General features: G+C 43.0%; 16 protein-coding genes and 1 riboswitch. Of the genes, 8 read left to right on the forward strand and 8 right to left on the reverse strand.

What is annotated here, in order from left to right; all coding sequences use genetic code 11:
- Positions 1 to 328 precede the first annotated feature (328 nt).
- Entirely contained in the window at positions 329 to 586 is a 258-nt protein-coding gene (locus BLR93_RS06920; protein ID WP_093212650.1) for a hypothetical protein, read from the forward strand.
- A gap of 414 nt (positions 587 to 1,000) precedes the next feature.
- On the opposite strand, the gene BLR93_RS06930 is transcribed toward BLR93_RS06920, so the two are convergent.
- Positions 1,001 to 1,954 carry a ribose-phosphate diphosphokinase gene (locus BLR93_RS06930; RefSeq protein ID WP_093212654.1) on the reverse strand — a complete coding sequence of 318 codons (954 nt, stop codon included), beginning with the start codon at positions 1,952 to 1,954 and terminating at the stop codon, positions 1,001 to 1,003.
- 121 nt (positions 1,955 to 2,075) lie between these two features.
- On the opposite strand from BLR93_RS06930, the gene BLR93_RS17990 reads away from it, so the two are divergent.
- Positions 2,076 to 2,225, forward strand: a complete 150-nt coding sequence (locus BLR93_RS17990; RefSeq protein ID WP_175559284.1) for a hypothetical protein — start codon at positions 2,076 to 2,078, stop codon at positions 2,223 to 2,225.
- Between the two features lie 409 nt (positions 2,226 to 2,634).
- On the opposite strand, the gene BLR93_RS06935 is transcribed toward BLR93_RS17990, so the two are convergent.
- The 4 genes from BLR93_RS06935 to BLR93_RS06950 form a co-directional block, all read right to left on the reverse strand.
- Positions 2,635 to 3,369: a metallophosphoesterase family protein gene (locus tag BLR93_RS06935; protein WP_093212656.1), complete on the reverse strand. Its 735-nt coding sequence runs from the start codon at positions 3,367 to 3,369 to the stop codon at positions 2,635 to 2,637.
- A gap of 141 nt (positions 3,370 to 3,510) precedes the next feature.
- Positions 3,511 to 4,842 (reverse strand): (Fe-S)-binding protein, encoded by a 1,332-nt coding sequence (locus BLR93_RS06940; protein WP_093212658.1) that lies wholly within the window; start codon positions 4,840 to 4,842, stop codon positions 3,511 to 3,513.
- Complete coding sequence (gene glcD / locus BLR93_RS06945; protein WP_093212660.1) at positions 4,839 to 6,251, reverse strand: glycolate oxidase subunit GlcD; 1,413 nt, start codon at positions 6,249 to 6,251, stop codon at positions 4,839 to 4,841. Before glcD ends, BLR93_RS06940 begins: the two co-directional genes overlap by 4 nt.
- A 101-nt stretch (positions 6,252 to 6,352) precedes the next feature.
- Positions 6,353 to 7,471 carry a CdaR family transcriptional regulator gene (locus BLR93_RS06950; RefSeq protein ID WP_093212662.1) on the reverse strand — a complete coding sequence of 373 codons (1,119 nt, stop codon included), beginning with the start codon at positions 7,469 to 7,471 and terminating at the stop codon, positions 6,353 to 6,355.
- A gap of 169 nt (positions 7,472 to 7,640) precedes the next feature.
- On the opposite strand from BLR93_RS06950, the gene BLR93_RS06955 reads away from it, so the two are divergent.
- Positions 7,641 to 7,907 carry a hypothetical protein gene (locus BLR93_RS06955; RefSeq protein WP_093212664.1) on the forward strand — a complete coding sequence of 89 codons (267 nt, stop codon included), beginning with the start codon at positions 7,641 to 7,643 and terminating at the stop codon, positions 7,905 to 7,907.
- Between the two features lie 134 nt (positions 7,908 to 8,041).
- Here BLR93_RS06955 and BLR93_RS06960 read toward each other — a convergent pair whose 3' ends face one another.
- A complete protein-coding gene (locus BLR93_RS06960) occupies positions 8,042 to 8,587 on the reverse strand; it encodes a hypothetical protein (protein ID WP_093212666.1) in 546 nt (181 codons plus the stop codon).
- A 150-nt stretch (positions 8,588 to 8,737) separates the two neighbouring features.
- Here BLR93_RS06960 and BLR93_RS06965 point away from each other — a divergent pair, with 150 nt between their 5' ends.
- From BLR93_RS06965 to BLR93_RS06985, 5 genes are all read left to right on the forward strand, one after another.
- Positions 8,738 to 9,322, forward strand: coding sequence for a TetR/AcrR family transcriptional regulator (locus tag BLR93_RS06965; protein ID WP_093212668.1), 585 nt, complete (start codon positions 8,738 to 8,740; stop codon positions 9,320 to 9,322).
- Positions 9,323 to 9,359: 37 nt separating this feature from the next.
- The gene (locus BLR93_RS06970) at positions 9,360 to 10,511 is read left to right on the forward strand and encodes a GNAT family N-acetyltransferase (RefSeq protein WP_093212670.1); all 1,152 of its coding nucleotides are present in this window, start codon (positions 9,360 to 9,362) and stop codon (positions 10,509 to 10,511) included.
- Between the two features lie 92 nt (positions 10,512 to 10,603).
- Positions 10,604 to 11,458 (forward strand): DUF1206 domain-containing protein, encoded by an 855-nt coding sequence (locus tag BLR93_RS06975; protein WP_093212672.1) that lies wholly within the window; start codon positions 10,604 to 10,606, stop codon positions 11,456 to 11,458.
- A gap of 166 nt (positions 11,459 to 11,624) precedes the next feature.
- Positions 11,625 to 11,730: riboswitch (cyclic di-GMP riboswitch) on the forward strand.
- Positions 11,731 to 11,948: 218 nt separating this feature from the next.
- Entirely contained in the window at positions 11,949 to 12,584 is a 636-nt protein-coding gene (locus BLR93_RS06980) for a response regulator transcription factor (protein ID WP_093212674.1), read from the forward strand.
- Between the two features lie 106 nt (positions 12,585 to 12,690).
- Positions 12,691 to 14,400: a methyl-accepting chemotaxis protein gene (locus BLR93_RS06985; protein WP_093212676.1), complete on the forward strand. Its 1,710-nt coding sequence runs from the start codon at positions 12,691 to 12,693 to the stop codon at positions 14,398 to 14,400.
- Between the two features lie 166 nt (positions 14,401 to 14,566).
- On the opposite strand, the gene BLR93_RS06990 is transcribed toward BLR93_RS06985, so the two are convergent.
- Positions 14,567 to 15,217 carry a class D sortase gene (locus tag BLR93_RS06990; RefSeq protein ID WP_093212678.1) on the reverse strand — a complete coding sequence of 217 codons (651 nt, stop codon included), beginning with the start codon at positions 15,215 to 15,217 and terminating at the stop codon, positions 14,567 to 14,569.
- A gap of 29 nt (positions 15,218 to 15,246) precedes the next feature.
- Positions 15,247 to 16,794, reverse strand: a complete 1,548-nt coding sequence (locus tag BLR93_RS06995; protein ID WP_093212680.1) for an alkaline phosphatase — start codon at positions 16,792 to 16,794, stop codon at positions 15,247 to 15,249.
- Positions 16,795 to 17,040: the final 246 nt, after the last annotated feature.

Consider the following 17,040-nt stretch of genomic DNA (forward strand, 5'->3'; position numbering starts at 1 on the left):
AAAGATTGGCGTGTTTCATTATTGCTTAGTTTGGGATTATCCATTGTCATACCTGCCATATTGGCTGGCTAGCCCAGGATTCCTGTCAGGAATCTTTTCTGCTAACGGTTGGTTAGTAATTTCGTAAAGGTGCTTATACTCAGGAAGGATTTAGTGCCTTTATTATTGAAATCAACTTGAGCTGGAATTTGAAGGTGGAGTGGATAGATATATTAAATATGAAACTGACAGAGATAATTGGGTAAAGAGATATACAGGGATAGCAGGACATTATTATCCTACACAGTAATACTAAAAAAAGAAATAGAAAGAATACAGAAGAAAAGCTTTGTCTCTACTGATTGCTGAACAGGACAAGAAAGCAGAATTGATTTTCAGGGGTGACTATCGTTTGGCTAAGAGGTTATTGAAATTTTGGGTGTCTTGGGTTGGCGGGGTAATAGCAGCAATGTTTGCAATGAGTTTATGGAAAAATGAACACATGGATTGGGGACATATTGTCACGATGAGTGTAGCTGGTCTAATCGGTGGCCTTATTGGGTTAGGAATAAGGAGAGCTAAAAATCATTTAGGAACGAAAGAGTAAATGAGCGGGCCATCGTTGTTTGTTGGCTGGCAAATGTGGAGGGGAGGAATCAAATTAAAAGCCTCTAGGCATAACAAAAGAGATTGGGACAAAAGGATAGTGCCAAAACAAAAATCGAACGATGATTCGAAATCTCTAACATTCGAACTCGTTCGATTTTTGCTTTTCTCATGTTTAAAATAAGCCTCGGACAGAGTGACAACTCTATTTTTCCTTCTAACTGCCGAAGCCGTAGTGTATTTCCGCAGCGCAGTACTAGCGTTTATCCGATGCTATTAAGGAATTAATTACCTACTGTTACACCGCCATTTATACCCATTGCGGCATCAATCGAATGCTTGCAGATAGCCTTTTAAAACTTCATATTGCAAGTGGATGTATGTTATGTCCCAACCACTAGATTTATTATGATAGTCAATCAAAAAGCGGACTGACCGATCGTTCTTCGTAAACGCGTGTGATTGCATCGCTTAACAGGGGGGCAACCGATAGCTGGGTAATTCTGTCCAGCTTTTTTTCATCGGCAATAGGTATACTGTTCGTTACAATCAATTCCTTGAGCTGCGAGTTTTCGATTTTTTCCATAGCGATTCCTGATAATACAGGGTGCGTGCAACAAGCATAAACTTCCTTGGCGCCTTTTTCTATCAATGCTTTTGTGCCGCTTGTCATTCTTGTCCCGGTGTCGACGATGTCATCAATCAATATTGCCGTTTTGCCGTCGATGTTTCCTACAATATTTGATTCACCTACTTCCGTTTCCCGCGGTCCGCGCTTGTCTATGATGGCTATTGGCGCTTTTAGATGATCAGCCAATTGTCGGGCCCGTGACACACTTCCGTGGTCTGGGGATACGACAACGACGTCTTGCAGGTTTTTTTCTTCAAGGTATCTGGACAAAATCGGAATGCCGGCTAATTGATCGACTGGTATATTAAAAAAGCCCTGAATTTGAGGGGCATGCAAGTCTAATGAGATAATTCTCGATGCTCCGGATTCCTGCAGCAAGTCCGCAACAAGTTTAGCAGTAATTGGTTCTCTAGCCCGTGCTTTCCGATCCTGTCGAGCATAACCGTAATAAGGGATAACGATATTGATGGTTTTTGCTGATGCCCGTTTTAACGTATCAATCATGATTAACAATTCTAAGATATGTTGATTGACGGGCTCGCTGGTTGATTGGATAACGAATACATCATATCCTCTGACACTTTCCTCGATACTGATGCGAACTTCACCGTCACTAAAGGTGGTAACCGTGCTTTTTCCTAAATCCACTCCCATATTGGCCGCAATTTCCTCTGCCAATGGACGATTGGAGCTCAGTGAAAAGATTTTTAATTTTGAATCCTGATACCCATTCGACACACATGATTCCTCCTTATTCAACATGGCTTTTCAGGGAACTTGTATATCATTTAAAAAGCGTTGATTTGTCTATTATTATCTCAAAAACGAGAAAACGATACAAGTTAAAGGGATAACCATCTTGACAGGACTTTTTACAGGGGTATTTTTAACCAGTTATATTTGGGATTATGAATTAACCTATGATGAATTGGATGAACAATGGTACATTACGAATAATACGGAAGTAGATGAATTTGAAACAGAGGATCGTGAAATGTATAAGTTTTGACCAACCGCTTGAGGAATATTGATGATATACATAGCAAAAAAAGTGATAGTATCGGATAAGCGCGCTAATATATCGCGATTTCATGTAGACGCAGACTTTCAGAGGAGGAAATTCACGGAGACTCCTGCGGGAGGGAAGGCTTCGGCAGCGATTCATCGCACGCAGAAAATGGCTCCTTTACTTTCAAGGAGGCTGAAGCCATGCCGCGGAAAGCTGAAGTATGCTTCCTGCAGCTTAATGTAAGAAGGAAAAAATAGAGCTGTCCCTGGGTCTGCAGGTTATCTAAAAGAGGAGAAAAAAATCGAACGAGTTCGAATCCTAAGGTTTTCGAATCATCGTTCGATTTTTGCTTTAGCCGCTATACCTTTGTCCTTACCTCGTGGAGAAATCTACTCGTAAAACAGCCGTGTTATGAAGGCGGCTGCACGCTGCTGGCTGTGCGGATGATTTTTTCCATCATGTCGGTGTTCGGGTAATCAACTTCATGATACTTAGCAATTGTCTTTTCCCGGTCATAGGCTACTTTTTCAATCGACATGCTAACCGCTCCATTGTCGGCCTCTACAATAGCATAAGAAGCTTTCGTTACTCCGTCAAAAGGTAATCCGACACTTCCGAGATTGATGACTGTTTTACCATTGATTGTACGAATATAGGATTGATGGATATGCCCATACAAGTAAACATCAGCAGCCGTTGCTTTCATTAACTTTAATGCAAGCGTATCGTCCTCTGCGCTTGGCGGCACAACTTCAAACAAGCTGTCGGGTGTTGCGTGGAAAGCGTGAAAGGTGACTCCTTCCACTTCGAATTGCTTGACGGATGGAAGATTGGCCAAATAATTTATGTCTTCTTGTGTTAATTGGGCTGCAGTCCAATCGCGTTCCTCGTTCATTAACTCGTGAGCATGATCAGGTACTTCTCCCTTATCGATCCCGCGGACGACCCACTCATCCGCATTGCCTTTGACCACATCAGTTCCCAGGCCGCGGACCAACTCAATCGAACGTTTTGGTTCTGGGCCGCGATAAGCAATGTCGCCAAGGACAATGATATTATCGACATTTTTTCGGTTGATATCTTCGATTACTGCCTCAAGAGCAATGGCATTGCCATGAATATCGGATAAAAAGGCAATTCTCATAAAACCGTTCTCCTTTCAAGTATAAACTAGGAAAGCAGTGACATTACCATCCTTTTTTGATATCGTATCATTTTTTTAGCGGCGAAAAAATCAACATGCTAAGAGGAACAAAAAACCATCGCCGCGGCGATGGTCTCCAGGTTACTGCTTATTGCTATTTTCGTATGCTTCCAATAACAAATCGACTATATGGACGGCTCTTATCTGCTTTGTCAGCCCCTCTTTTTCAATGCCAAGCTTCATTTGCAGCAAGCAGCCAGGATTGGCTGTTACGACAGTTTTGGCATTGGCGGCTTTCGTCTGTTTCATTTTGTAGTCGAGAATCTGCATCGACATTTCTGATTCAACGAGATTATAAATGCCCGCCGACCCACAGCAACGTCCGGCATCTTTCATTTCAACATAGGCGGCTCCTTCGATTGATTCTAGCAGCTGCCTTGGTTCCATGAAAGTCTTTTGAACATTTTTTAAATGGCAGGAATCCTGATAAGTGATCACTTCATTCTCTAAAACGAGATTTTGTTTATGAAACTCTAGTTCTATGAGCACACTGGATATATCCTTGATTTTGGAAGCAAATTTCTCAGCGCGGGTTTGCCAGCCTTCCTCGTCTTTTAATAGATGGCCATAGTCAACCAGGAAGGCGCCACAGCCGCCGGCATTGGTAATAATATAATCGACCTCTGTATCTTCAAATGCTTCGATATTTCTTTTTGCCAAGGCTTTTGCTTGCTGCTTTTCCCCGCTGTGTCCGTGCAATGCACCACAGCAGGCCTGGGTCTCAGGGATGACAATTTCGCAGCCGGCGTATTGCAGCAGCTTAGCGGTGGCATCATTGGTCGGCAAAAAGACTGTATCCATCAGACAGCCAGAGAAAAAAGCCACCTTTTTTTTCGTTGTGGCAGCGGGCTGTAAATGCCTTGGCCTGTTTTTCATCAATTTAGAAGTCGGAACGGACGGCAGCACGGTTTCCATTAGCTGCATCGATTCCGGCAGCATTTTCATTACTCCCGATTTCCGTGCAATTGTTTGAAGACCTGAACGTTGATAAAAGCCTAGCATCCCTGTCAGCGCGATCATCCGGTTATGATGGGGGAACAGCCCTTTAAATGCTGCTTTTCTGAGTGCTTTTACCGGCAGGGAAGGCTGCTGGTTTTGGTAAATAATATCGCGGGCTTGCTCAAGTAAGTGGCCGTAATTGACTCCTGACGGACAAACTGGTTCACAGGCCCTGCAACCCAGACACATATCGAGCGACCGCTTGACCTCTTCATCAGGCTCGATATCTCCGTCGACAACTGCTTTCATCAAAGCAATCCGCCCTCTTGGTGAATGGGCTTCATCCTTACCGGATTCGATATAAGTTGGGCAGCTAGGCAGACAAAAGCCGCACCGCATGCAGTTTAACAGCTCGTCATAGTCCATTTTTTCTTGAAATTGCTGTTGAATTCGTTGCTTTTCTGCTGTTTTCATGGGCTCACCACCACCCGTTTACGGCTTGACTTTGCAAACATCTTGCCAGGATTCATAATATTGTATGGATCGAATGCTTGTTTAACGCCTTGCATGGCGGAAATGCCTGCTTCGCCCAGCTTTAAATGTAAATAGGGAGCTTTCATGGCACCGACGCCATGTTCTCCTGTAATCGTCCCCCCAAGATCTACTGCTGTCTGGAATATTTCTTCAAATGCTTGCTCCACCCGCTCCATTTCCGGTTTATTTCTAGCGTCCGTGAGACAGGTTGGGTGCAGGTTGCCGTCGCCTGCATGGCCGAAAGTACAAATTTCCACATCATATTTCCGTGCAATCTGATTAATCGCTTTAACCATTTTGGCTATTTCTGATCGCGGGACGGTTGCATCCTCCAGTATCGTGGTCGGCTTTAACCGGGCAAGTGCTGAAAGTGCTGATCTCCGTGCTGTCCGCAGCGCTTCCGCATCTGCCTCCGTTTTAGCCACGCTAATTTCAATAGCTTCATTTTCTCTGCATATTTCCGAAATGTCTTCGATGTCTTTTTCAACCGTTTGTGTGCTGCCATCCTGTTCAATTAACAGCATCGCTTTCACGTGGGTGGGGAGCCCAATATTGGAAAATTCCTCTACTACCTTTATGGTCGGCTGGTCCAGGAATTCCAGGGTGGTCGGGATAATCCGGCTGGCGATAATCTTTGAAACTGTCCGGGCTGCAGCATCGATATCCTCATATAATGCCAGCACGGTCTTTTTAGTTTCCGGCATCGGAATCAATTTCAAGGTCGCTTCCGTGATAATGCCAAGTGTTCCTTCCGAGCCGACGAATAGCCTTGTTAAATCATAGCCAGCTACATCTTTAGCAAGTTTTCCTCCTGTTCGGATTATTTCTCCGTTTGGAAGGACTATTTCCAAGCCCATGACATAGTCTCTTGTCACGCCATATTTCAATCCTCTTAACCCGCCAGAATTTTCATTGATGTTCCCGCCGATTTGCGAGATCTTCATCGAACTGGGATCTGGCGGATAGAACAGCCCTTTAGCTTCAACCGCTTCAATAAGTTCGAGCGTATTGACGCCTGGCTGGGTAGTAATTGTTAAATTCTCTTCGTCAATCTCCACTATTTGGTCCAAGTGCTTAAACAAGAGGACAATACCACCCTGCTGCGGTGTGGTGCCGGCACTTAAGTTAGTGCCCGAGCCTCTAGGTACAAGTGGGATGCGATGTTGGCTGCAGCATTTGACTACCTCGGCTACTTCCACTTTATTACGGGGGGAAACGATGGCATCCGGCATCGCCTGGAACTGCGGAGTAGCATCAAAGGAATAGACTAGCTGGCTTGCCTTTGAGTCTGCAAAATTTTCCGGACCTACAATAGCTGTTAATTGTTGCTTTATCTCTTTTGTAAGCATGGACACTTCTCCTTCTTCGGAATAGATATTACTTTTATTGTAATGGGAAAATTCCGAAAAATATATGTGTGATTACATAAAAACAAAAGAAAATAAATGGGTTAAATTGTATTATCATCTAAAAATTCGAAAGCGAGATAATAAGATACCAGTGAAGAGAGTTCTTTAGAATCAATACCTGTGATCTCCTTCACCCTTTTTAATCGGTAATGCACCGTATTGATGTGCACACTTAATTCATCTGCTGTTTTTACCAAGTTTAAATTGTTGGAAAGATAGGACTTCAAGGTAGTGAGTAAATCTGGTTCCGACAGTAAGGATCCTATGCTTTTTTCGACAAACTCTCGCTTTGTCTGGGGTGTTATCTCCTGCAGGCACATTTCCAATAGGAGGTCTTCATAAAAAACAATTGTCTGCGTTTTTCGGGCAATCGTAAGTGCTTTTTCTGCTTTCTGGAAAGAAACCTTTAATTCACCGGCTGGCACATCCGGTCCTGCCCCAATGGACGTTGCTATCCCAAATCGTTGAAGGATATGTGTCTGGAATGTATTTAGCAAGTAGGCATCCAATTTCGTCGTATTTGCCTGCTCCTCTACGTCCTGAATCAACAGACAACGGTCGTTTCCCCACCTTGCCACCAATGCTGTTGCTTTATTGTTCCACCATGTGCGGATATAGTGGAATAAATCATGGAAGTGCTGCTGCTCTTCCGCTTCTATATGGATAATCGTACAGCTTTTCCTTCGATTCATGTTGATCCCCAGAAGTGTGCCATTTTGCAAAAAACTTACTGGCGCCTGGTCTTGTTGAAGCCAGTCAAATACATAAGCCTCTAACGTGCGGGTTTCCCATTCCATTTGTTGGAGATAAACATTTTCCTGAATGAGCAATTCGGTCATTTTTTTAACCAGAGAACCAAATCGCGTGACTTCGGCAGGGTTTCCGGTAATGCCGATGGCGCCTAACGGCTGATCGTTAAGCAAAATCGGCAGGTTGATTCCGGCTTTTACTCCTTGTAAGGCGGACTCATCCTCGGCAGACAGGATTATTTCCTTTTTCTCTTTGCAGGCAATTTCCGCCCCCTGGTGGTAATCGCCTATTCTGCTTTTATCTGTACTGGCAATGATTGTTCCTTCTGGATTGACGATGATCAGATGCTCATCAATCAAGTTTTTCACTTCGGCGACTATTTTTTTGCCGAGCTTAGGAGTGAGATACATGAAATTCTCCTCTCAATATAAGTTGAAATCAATTATCAGGGAGCAGATGATTTTCCTAGTGAAAACGGAAACAACGCTGAAAAATTAGTGTTTTTCGTTGATGTTTCGTTTAAATATCGGCACTTCCGCCCATACTAACTATTATCTTAGCACAAAGGCGGGCGGATAAATGAATAGTGATGTAGCTTTAAAGGAACTTTACTACCATGTGTTGAAAACCTGTTTTGCTTATGAGATTCATATGGAACCAGGTATGACATTTATTGATATGTGGAAAGCGCTGATCACCAAGTTAGACCATCCGACTAAGATGGTGTTAAAAACCAGGCTGCAGGAAGATATAGTGCACCAGAGAGGGAGTGTTTTTGCGGAAATGCTCGTATTGCTTGAAAAACAGGAAAAAAGCGCAAAAGAGTCACAGAAACAAACAGGGTAAGCCCATGAAAAAAACGGCTGCTCGATTCTATAGAAAACCTTTTGGCAAATGCTTAGTAGTCAAGCACCTGCCAAAAGGTTTTTTTTGTGTTGTCCAGCCTTGTACCATTTTATTAGGAGAATATGCCGCCTAATTTAGTTTTGTTGCTTGACTGGTTTTGGCCAAATAAAGTAACTGATGGTAATTAACGCATCGATACCGACTACTACTGCCCACAATTTTATGAGTTGAATAAACGATTCAGTACGTTGGTAATCATTTATGATATAAATGCTAATTGCTAGAATGCCTGCACCGATAACATAAGCTACTACATGCCTGATCCATCCTTTGGCATAGTGTTTGGCATAGGCATACCCGTATTTTTTCATCGGCTTCGGGCCTTGCCTCATTATATAATATTGGAAGCGGTGATCTGCCCACTCGATCATGTTTTTGCCAAAAGCGATGGAAATGCCGATATAAACTGCTGCAATGCCATGGGCTGTAGTGGCTGTGGCTCCGTTATACAAATCATAGCTTGCCAAAAACATCAATATAACATCGATTACTGGTGTGAGGGCCAGTAAAATTAAACCAGCCTTCTCTTTCTTAAATACGTATCTAGTGATTAATCCCCCCAAAATTACTACCCAAAAAGCAATCTCACAAGCGACAATCATCCAGGCAATAAAATTCATTCAACCGCTCCTTCGTAAGTATCCTAATTACTGCTTTTGCTCCGATGCAAAACAGTTTCTTATAACTAAAACCAGCATAGCATGGATATTTATTTAATACAATTGTATTAATAAATTGCTTCTTGACCGTCTTCTTGCTAAGGTTAAGGTATGCCAAAAAAAGTTAATCATCAACAGCGAAGACAAACAATAGCAAAAGCAACCTGGCAAGTAATTTTAAAAAAGGGAATGGAAGGGGCGACTGTCAGAAATATTGCAAAGGAAGCAGGTCTCTCTTTAGGGGCTTTGCGTTATTATTTTTCTACGCAGGAGCAATTGATTTTATATGCCATGCGGCTTGTCAAAGAAAGAGCTGCTGACAGAATCGTGCATATTGCTGATCAGGAGCTTCCGCCGAAAGATAAAGTATTGCGTATCTTAATGGAAATCGTTCCGGCAAATAAGGAAACAAGAGCAGAAATGGAGGTGTGGTTTGCATTCGTCGCTTATGCCAGGAATAAAAAGGAATTTTTCATGGAAGAAAATGATGGGATATATACCGCGGTGCAGCGGATAATAGGTTGTTTGGCTGACCAGCGGCTTCTCCAACCGTCGCTCGATATCGATATCGAGTGTGAGAAATTATATGCTCTTGTCGACGGTATGGCTTTGCATGCTCTGCTTGAACCAGAACGGCTGGATAAGGCGAGGATTGAAAAAGTATTCATCGATTATCTGGATTCCGTATTATTGTAAGCTCTTTTGCTCAAGAGGAGAGGAGGAGGTTTTCCTTATGGGAGAAATAAAAATCTTGAAGGAAGAGGATTTTGAAGAGGTATTTGCTCTTTCGCAGTTTGCTTTTCAAGTTGAAATGGGAGCAGATGAGTTAGCGGCCCGAACTGAAGAAACAAAGCGCCATAAAATTTTTGGGTGGATGGAAGGGGAACAATTGGCTGCCAAGCTGCACATCCATCCTCTTGCTTGCTACATTGGTGGCAAACCATTTGAAATGGGCGGTATTGGAGCTGTAGCGACTTGGCCGGAGTACCGCCGGCAGGGACTGGTAAAAAAATTGCTGTCACAGGCTCTTTCCGACATGAAGCAACATGGCCAGACCCTTTCGTTTCTCCATCCATTTTCTTTTCCATTTTACCGGAAATATGGGTGGGAATTATGTTTTGCTAACCGGCATTATTCCATCCCAATAGAGAAATTGTCCATTGATTGGGGAGGGCAGGGATATGTAAAAAGAGTACAAAATGATGTCCAGCTGCTCCACTCCATATATAGCCGTTTTGCTAAACAATATAATGGGATGCTGGTGCGCGACGAAAAATGGTGGCAGCAACGAGTTTTGACAGGAAAAGTGCAAACAGCCATTGCTTATGACCATCTTCAGCAGGCAGATGGCTACGTCATTTACCATGTAAAAAACAATATTTTCACTGTGGAAGAGCTAGCGTACAATTCTTTGAATGGTTGGAAGGTACTGATGCAGTTTATTGCAAATCACGATTCCATGGCTGAGAAGGTGGAGATGGCTGTGCCGGAAGATGATCAATTACCGTTGTTCATAGAGGAACCCAGATTCCTTCAGGAGATTAAACCATACTTTATGGCCAGGATCGTCGATCTTCCACGCTTTTTAAATGAATATCCATTTATGGAAACCGAAAACAAGCTTCTTTTACAAGTAGAGGATGCTTTTTTGCCAGAAAACAGCGGCGTTTTTCAATTAACTGATAATGGCTTTGTAAGAAAGCCCCTGAATCCAGAGCAGCCGGGAGTTTTCTGTTCTATACAGCAGCTTACATCTATGCTGCTGGGATACAAGCGGCCGCTGGCATTGCATAATGCCGGCCTGATTACTGGTGAAAGGCGGGAGGTTGAGCTGCTGGAAGCTGTCATTCCGGACCGTCAGCCATTCTTGTCAGACTTCTTTTAAAGCAAAAGCGTACAAAGACAGGGTTTCGCTTTTCTTTCCGCGGGAATGAATACAATAGACGAGCAACTAAGTGGAAAGAAGGGAAACCGGAAATGGATATTCCAACCTCTAAATATAAAGCAAAACAGCAAACAACATTGCGGGCTGACCAGGAAATAAAACCTTGGATCCGCTGGTATGGCCGTCTCGGTTATATGGCGCAGGGAGTTGTTTTCGCTCTTATTGGGATTCTGTCTTTTATGGCGGCCATAGGAGTTGGAGGGAAAACGGCAAGCACCAGCGGTATGTTCCAGTCTTTGGCGAATATGCCGCTTGGAGAAATACTAATATGGATTATCGGGATAGGATTATTGGGTTATATTGTCTGGCAGCTGATCAGGGCTGTTAAGGACCCGGGCAATTATGGAAATGGCTTTAGAGGGATTGTCATCAGAGTAGGATTTTTTGTCAGTGCGGTTATTTATGGGGCGATTTCGATGAAAGCCATTCAAATTGCTGTTCATGCTGGCAGCAGTAATAGTGGATCAGAGCAGGCGATGTCTGCAAAATTATTGTCCCAGCCATTCGGACCATGGGTTTTAGCCGGGCTGGGAACAGGCATTTTTATCTTTGGAGGGTACGAATTGTTCTCCGGAATAAAAGGGTCGTTTATGAAAAAATTTAAAAAGAGTGAAATGAAGGCCCACGAAAAAAAGACAGCCAGAAATGCAGGCAGAATCGGAATGATTTCACGGGGTATTATATTCGGACTTGTTGGTTTTTTCTTTGTCCGCACAGCTTTGACAACTAATCCGGACAAGGCAAAAGGACTCGATGGTGCGTTGGCAGAGCTGGCTAAACAGCCATTTGGCCAGTGGATGCTCGGAATAGTGTCCGTTGGGTTTATCCTGTTTGGCCTCTATCAAATTATTCGTGGGAGATATGAGTATATGAGCTTTGGGCGTTAGCCATTGTTATATTTAAAAATGAGTTGCAAAATGCAACTCATTTTTTTATTGTAAGCGTTTCACTTGACAATTGTCTAAAATATTTGCTTTTTTTGTCAAATTATGTTGAAAAATAAAAGCTTTCAACTTATACTTACAAAAGAACTACATATTTACATAAAATAACTCTTGATAAAGGCAAACTAGCTGAAAAGCTAGGACGCAAAGCCTAGGGTCTAAGATTGTTGCTGGGTATTTTTTCTCAGTTCGGTTATGATCGCCTGGCTGCCAAAGGATGGTCTGATTTTGGGGACCGTATTTTGGCTATTCCATTGAGGAGTGGCCTTTTTTTGGTTGACCACAAGGAACAAGAGCCAAAAGCAGGAGGGATGAAATAGGGAAAAGGTTAATCAATAAGTATATGGACAGGGTGGAAATCCTTTGAATTTATAAAAAAGCAGGTAAGAGAAAGATTATGGGGAAATACGAAGAAAGAATGGTGTGAGTTGTATTGGAAATTATCGTAATAAAGGATCGTTGCTTACTAAGAGATGGGATAACAAATGTCCTGGAGAGAGAATATAAAGACTCTTCAGTACGAGCTTATCGGTATAAAGACTGCAGAGAATTGTTAGAACGAAAAACATTAGCAAACCTTTTAATAGTGGATATTGATACAGCTGAAAAAGAAGTCAGCGCCTTGATCGAGCTTCACAAGGATTATGGAAAAAAAGTAATCGTATGGACTGCAAACCCGGATATCAAGCGATTGAATGATTGGTTCCAAAAAGGGTTTGATGGCTATTTCTATAACGGAATGCAGCCGGAAGAGCTTATTACAGGCGTTAACTCGGTACTGGAGAATAACTCCTATGTCCATCCGAAGTTATCTAAGATTTTGTTGAGGGACTATCAGAAACTTTCCAACAAAATTACGGAAAAACCTGTAGGTGTTCTAACGGAAAGAGAATGGAATGTTTTGGAATTACTGACTAAAGGGTTCAGCAATGATAAAATCGCACAATTTTTGTTTATAACAGAAAAAACAGTCAAAAACCATGTAAGCTCTATTTTTCGAAAGCTGGACGTTTCCGACCGGACGAATGCAGTTTTGTATGCATTACGACAGCGATGGTTTTATTTGTAAACCAGCAACCACAACAGGATACATGCACCCATTATGAATCACAAAAAAATAACAGCTTAGAGAGTTCCGTACCGTTACAACAAAGGGCTGTCAGGGAGAGTAAAAAATGTTAAATAAATTTAAATTCAGCAATATTAGTATTGGTTGGAAGTTTGGGCTTACGTTAATTCTCGTTTTTGTGTTATTTGGCACTTCAGCTGGAATCGTAACCAGCCTTATCCACAATATAGGAAACGATATTGACGCAGTCGACAGACGAGGGGAACGTGCAATTAATGTTACTGAAATGGGCTCTATCACTCGTTCCAAGTCGGTACGGATAGCAAGCTACATAAATGATCCGGACCAAACGTATGTTGAGGAGTATCAAGCTCGCCAAGAGGAGTTTAATGCGTTGGAAGCCGATTTAAAAGAGCGGATGGATACACAGGTACAGAAAGATTTGTTTGCCCAGATATCGGAAAATGACAAGCATATGAATGATTTATTTCTGGAAGTAATTGTACCTGCGGTTGAAGCTGGCGAGGACTCCTTGCTATATAATCTGCAAAAGGAAGCCGGCCAATTACGGGCAGAAACAGTGCAATTGCTGGATGGCTTAAGAGAAACAGTTATAGCAGATAGGCAGAAAGCCATTGATACCGCTGACAAGAGTTCAGACTTGGCAAGAAATACCTTATTGATAGCTATCATTGCATCAATTCTTATCGGTGGAGTGCTTGTCTTCCTAATCAGCCGGTTGGTTTCCCGCAATTTAAACAAGGTAATCCATGTCAGCGACCAGATAGCCGAAGGCAATTTAGCCGTCGAACCAGTTCATTATAAAGGAAGCGACGAAATCGGTCGTTTGGCATCATCCGTGAATACAATGGGCAAAAGCCTGAAAGAAATGGTCCAGAAGATTTCCGGAATTTCCGAAACTGTCAGCGGTCAAAGTGAAGAATTGACGCAATCGGCCAATGAAGTAAAGGCTGGTTCGCAGCAAATAGCGACCACCATGCAAGAGATGGCTTCTGGTTCAGAATCGCAGGCAAACAGTGCCTCTGAATTAGCAGCAGTGATGGGAACCTTCTCAGAAAAAGTCCAAACAGCCAATGAAAATGGGGAACTTATCCAGCAATCGTCTGATCATGTGTTAGGCATGACAGAGGATGGAAGCCGATTAATGGATTCATCAATTGAACAAATGACAAAAATTGATGCGATTGTTCAAGACGCAGTGAAAAAAGTCCAAGGATTGGATACCCAGTCACAGGAAATTTCCAAGCTGGTGTCTGTGATAAAAGATATTGCTGAGCAAACGAATTTGCTGGCATTGAACGCAGCTATTGAGGCAGCCCGGGCAGGGGAGCATGGCAAAGGCTTTGCTGTCGTCGCAGATGAAGTAAGAAAACTGGCGGAACAAGTGGGTGTGTCGGTTACGGATATTACTGGCATCGTCGGCAGTATCCAAACAGAATCTGGTATCGTGGCAGAATCGCTGCAAGGCGGATATAAAGAGGTTGAACAAGGAACACACCAAATTAAAACGACTGGCGAAACCTTTAAAAATATAAATAATTCTGTATCTGAAATGGCATTTAATGTACAGACAGTTTCAGAGAATCTGGCTTCGATTGCAGCAAACAGTCAGGAAATGAACGCATCTATTGAAGAGATTGCTTCCATTTCCGAAGAGGCAGCAGCAGGAGTGGAACAAACGTCTGCTTCTTCCCAGCAAACTAGCAGTTCAATGGAAGAAGTAGCCGACAGTTCAGAAGAACTCTCCAAATTAGCCGAAGAACTAAATGGGTTAGTACGACAGTTTAAACTATAGCATTTTAAAAAAGGATTGCAGCGATTCGCTGCAATCCTTTTAAGTGTAGGAAACAGGTACTAAACTAAAATATCTCCTCATAACATCCATCCCTTGAAGCACTCCATTTCTCTTACTAAGTCCTTTCTCTATTTCACCTAGATTTCACAGGGAAAATCGACAGTATCTAGAACCGTATCTTTTCAACAGCTTTAGTGCCGGTTAGTTTCGCCTGTACAATATAACGTTCAGGAGCTGAACCAATAAAGTCAAACGGATAACAAGTCGTCAATGTTAAAGTAGGACTTTCTTTTTTAGTTAAGACAGTTCGGTCGTCTGCGTTGGTAACCGAAGTTTTTTTGATTTCGTATTCATACTTGTGGTTTTCAAACCTGAGATAAATCTTGTCACCTGGCTGCAGTTTATCAACACCAGCGAAGACCGTATCACGGTGGCCGGCCAATGCGGTGTGGCCGGCTTCGGTTGGCAGTGTAGTAGCAGCAGAGTTATACATACCGACTCCTTGTTTTAACGTTTGCTTATCCGTTCCCCAGAAAGCCGGATAAACGCTTTCCAATTTAGGGATGTCCAGATAACCGATTTTCTGTCCAGCCTGTAACTGGTCTTTTGGATATTCTGAATGTGTGAAAGAGTAACTTTTTTTCGTTGGCTGGATGGCTGCTTCTTTTTCATCGATATCACTCCAATTAGCAGCCATCGATTGGGTCATTCCCTTGCTAGAAATGACTACATTTGTTTGCTTCCACCAGCTATAACTGTTCCATCCAGCAAGAAAAAAGCCGACGGCAAGTAAAAATACACCTATTTTTCCCCTCACATAACTAACCTCCGTGAATAAAGATCAATTTAGGGCGTTTGGCCTTGTTTTTTAGTTGAGGTTTTACGTTTGAAAACAAGTAGTCCGCCGACTAACGCCAGCATTACGCCCGCCAGGATTCCGTTTGGATAATTTGTTGCAGTCTCTGCTAGTTCATCGCCAGCCTCTTCATCAGAGGAGGCACCTAACAGGCGGAAAATATTTGCTGCATTATCTGTGTTATCGATGTGACCGGTAAAATGATCGGCACCCGGTCCATACGCATATACAGGAACATCCACACCAGTATGCCCTTCTGTAGTCCACCCAGTACCGGAACGAATGTCAAAGATTTTTTCAATAGCATCATCAATGGCTAAGACTAAAGCTTCTTCATCCTGTTTGTCAGCTTCTTTATAGGCATTTTTCACCGTATCGATTTCTGCTTCTGTCAATTGGAACCCGATGTTTTCCTCTAATATTGCTGTAATATCTGCGCCTTCTGCAATTTGAGCCGCCATATAATCCGGGGTCTTTTCAGCTGCACGAATTATCTCAGGGTTCCATTGATACTCTCCGTCCCGTCCAACGGACAGACCACCTGTTGAATGGTCGGCAGTAGCTACTACCAGTGTTTCACCGTCTTGTTCGGCAAATTCGATTGCTTTGGCGAATGCCTGTTCAAAATCCTCCATTTCACTCATAGCCGCCACAATATCATTGTCGTGGCCGGCCCAGTCAATTTGGCTTCCTTCCACCATAAGGAAAAAGCCATCCTCATCCTTTTTCAGGCGTTCCAGGGCGGACATGGTCATTTCCGCCAGAGACGGCTGGCCCTCAGTACGGTCGATCGCTTTGTCTAACCCGATAGGGGCGAATAAGCCTAATACTTGCTCATTTTTATCATGAAGCAGTTTTTTGCGGGTTTCGATATAGCTGTAGCCATCCTTTTGGAATTCTTTGGCCAAATTGCGGTCATCTCGGATAAAGAAATCTATTCCTCCGCCCAGCAGTACATCCACGACGTGTTCCCCGTCTACGAGATTATCAAAATAATCATCAGCAATTTGGTCATAATTGTTTCGCGATTCATCGTGGGTGCCAAATGCCGCAGGTGTGGCATGGTTGATTTGTGAAGTAGCAACAAGCCCTGTTGCTTTCCCCTGTTGTTTGGCAGTCTCCAGTACCGTTTTGGTGTCTTCTTTTTTCCTGTCAACAGCAATAGCGCCATTATATGTTTTGACACCGGAGGACATTGCTGTGGCCGTAGCAGCGGAATCCGGGATGTTTTCCTGTTCATCCTCTTCTCCGCCATCAAAATAAGCATCAGCGGAATAGGTCGTCTGCATACCCACTAAGTAGGGATCAAAAATGGTGTCTTCCATCTGTTCTGTTTCCAAATCATCCTTGAAATAACGATAGGCAGTCTGGTAGGCAGGCCCCATTCCATCGCCAATCAAGAAAATGATATTTTCCACTTCTGGGTCTTTTCCCGTTTCTGCGCTCACGGTGTATGTAGAGGTACTGGTAAGTGTTCCGAACGCAAGCGTTGACAGAGCGACAGCCGACAATAATTTTTTCATGCGGTTTTTAAACATCGTTCCCCTCCTGAAAATTATTGGAAATTAACTTGCACTTTGGAAGTTCCCTGTTTTAAACCTTGTAAACTGGGGAATAAGAAACAATTTTCTCATTAGTGGTAAAGGGACTATCGATGGTTGTGTAGGTGGAATGGACTGCCTTGCATTTGGGAATTTTCAGGATAGCACTATCTTCGACAAAATTCTTTGCAATTCACTGCAACTACGGAACCATGGTATACTAAAATCTAATCTGTATTCCCT

The sequence above is a fragment of the Sediminibacillus albus genome (genome assembly GCF_900101125.1).
Taxonomy (GTDB): Bacteria; Bacillota; Bacilli; order Bacillales; family Amphibacillaceae; genus Sediminibacillus; species Sediminibacillus albus.